Below are 2,302 nucleotides of genomic sequence, written 5' to 3' on the forward strand. Positions count from 1 at the left end.
GTTGAATTTGATATTCTTTTAAATTTTTTTAAGGAAAGTAATAAATTTAGGGAGTGGTTGCATAAATTGCAACCAAATTTAAAATCCGTGAAGCTCTTTTATCTTCTCATCTATCGGTTTTTTGTGCCCGTCTTTTGTCACACTAACATAGGTCGCGATGGCGCTTGTGACGTGTATAGTCTCTCTAAAGCCGCCATCATTTAGTCTAAGTGCAGTCACTTCTATCTGCGTTGTTATCGATGTTTTGCCAACTGCGATGATCTTTGCGTAGCAGCTTAGCACGTCGCCAACAAAGACTGGTTGTTTAAAGATGATCTCTTTCATCGAAATCGTCACAACTCGCTCAGGTGAAATTTCTCTAGCAGCCTGCGCACCTGCAAGGTCGATCTGACTCATTATCCAGCCGCCAAAAATATTTCCAGCTGAATTTGTATCTTTTGGTAGCATAACTTGCTTTATGCGAGGCTCGCCAAAGTCCTTTAAAATGTCCATTTTTTGCCTTTTAGATCTTAAAATTTTGGCAAATTGTAGCAAATTTTAATGGCTTTATGCTAAAATCCTGCAACTTTAAGGGATGAAAAGATGAATGATTTTAAAAGACTAAACAAACTTACAAAAGCGCAAAAATCCAAGCTAAATGCTATTTATAAAAATTTAGATGACAAGATCATAACTGATGCTCTGAAGATTTGTGTCCTTGATGGCACGCCGAGCCAAAAACTAGCCCTTGCAAGAAGGATAGTTGATCTTAAAGTTGATCCACTTCAAAATGAGCTAAAAAAGCTAAATTTAGGCGAGGACGAGCAAAAACGCGTGCTAAATTTGATCTACGGCTACGTTAGAAATTTATATGAAAATCTCCACTCAAAGCTTATAAAAAAGGCACGTGATGAGCAAATTTTAGACCCATTTTTTCAAGCCTTTGTGGAGGCTATGCACGAGCTTGGGCTTAGTCTAAATGCGTGGCAAATTTCATGGCAAGATAAGATAATAGACACCACAAACAAAGAGTTTGAAGCTAAATTCAGCGATCTTGGTATGGCAAACGAGTTCATCACTAAAAACGGCTTATTTCAGTGTGATAGTAATGGCGTAAGAGCTGATAGAACGTATGGTGCAGTTTGCAAAGAGGGCGAGAAATTTAGCTTTTTGCCTTACGCGCTTGCTTTTAAAGATGAGGTTGGAGAGCTTAAAAAAGTTTTTATAAAAAACCTTGAAATTTTAAGAAATTTAGCTAAGAGCGACGAGCAAAAATCCTACGTAAAATACCTTGAAAAGCTGCAAAACGCCTTTTGCGAAGAGGACAATGCAAAGGTGATAAACGCTTGGCAAGAGGCCGAAATAGCGTGGATGGATGTAAAAGGCGCGCTTCAGCCAGGCCACCCGCTAGAGTACTACGAGGATGCCTACACGCACGCGGTTGCGCTGGAGTGGGACATCAGGCTGGTTGATAGCGAGGGCATTGATGAGCTTAAATTTAAAGAAAAAGTAGCAAAAACTTACGAAAGCGTTTGCGAAAAGATCAAATTTGATAACGCCGAGACAAACAAGGCAGTTAGCGAAAATATCGCTAGAACGCAGCTTTATATAAGTGTGCCGATGATCTATTACGCAGCGGAGCTAAACGGACTTTTTAGCGCTCAAGTCGTGCCAAATGATGAGAGTGTGAGCGCAAAATGCGGCAAGAAAATTTTTGCCTTTGTAAATCACGTCTATGAGGGCGCAAAGGCAAAGCCTTTTATGAAGCTTGGGGCTGAAATTTTTAGCAAGGAATTTTTGGATTTTGGTAGAGAAATTTTATTTCTAAAGCCAAAAATTTGGAAAAAAGTATATGAAATTTCAACGATCGGCCATGAGTTTGGGCATATCCTCTTTATCGGGCTTGATACTGAGATGAGCATGAATAAAAGTGGCGTCTTTAAATTTATAGAAGAGTACAAAGCAACGACTGGCGGGCTGGTAAATTTCTTCTTGCACGAAGAGGAGGAGTATAAAATGGCCGTCTTTCACGAGCTAATAGCTCGCGCGGTTGGGCTTATCGCGTGGCGAAAGGTCGATGAAGTTAGGGCTTATTACTGCGAGGGGCTCATACATCTTAGCCTGCTTTTTAGAGCTGGAGTGCTTAAATTTGACAGCAAACTAAGCGTGGATATGAGCGAGCAAGCCTACGCTAAATTTAAAGAAATTTGCTTACAAAACTATTACGAGCTAGCGCAAACATACGCCAAAAAAGCTGATGCGAGCACGTTTTTGGAGAAATTTTGCCAAAAAGATGAGCAGAGCTATCTGCCAAAAGATGAAG

Annotated in this window: 2 protein-coding genes; one reads left to right on the forward strand and one right to left on the reverse strand. The window is 40.2% G+C overall.

Annotated features, from left to right (window positions below; translation table 11 throughout):
- Window positions 1–78: 78 nt before the first annotated feature.
- Window positions 79–492 (reverse strand): acyl-CoA thioesterase, encoded by a 414-nt coding sequence (locus Q0296_RS03045; RefSeq protein ID WP_087581367.1) that lies wholly within the window; start codon window positions 490–492, stop codon window positions 79–81.
- 90 nt (window positions 493–582) lie between these two features.
- Between Q0296_RS03045 and ciaB the strand changes: the two genes are divergently transcribed.
- A partial coding sequence (gene ciaB, locus Q0296_RS03050) for an invasion protein CiaB (protein WP_298036399.1) occupies window positions 583–2,302 on the forward strand: 1,720 nt, incomplete at its 3' end.

The organism is uncultured Campylobacter sp. (assembly GCF_937890585.1).
GTDB lineage: Bacteria > Campylobacterota > Campylobacteria > Campylobacterales > Campylobacteraceae > Campylobacter_A.

Excerpts from the sequence above, each read along its gene's own strand:
- Q0296_RS03045 (WP_087581367.1), bottom strand. The coding sequence starts at position 492 with ATGGACATTTTAAAGGACTTTGGCGAGCCTCGCATAAAGCAAGTTATG.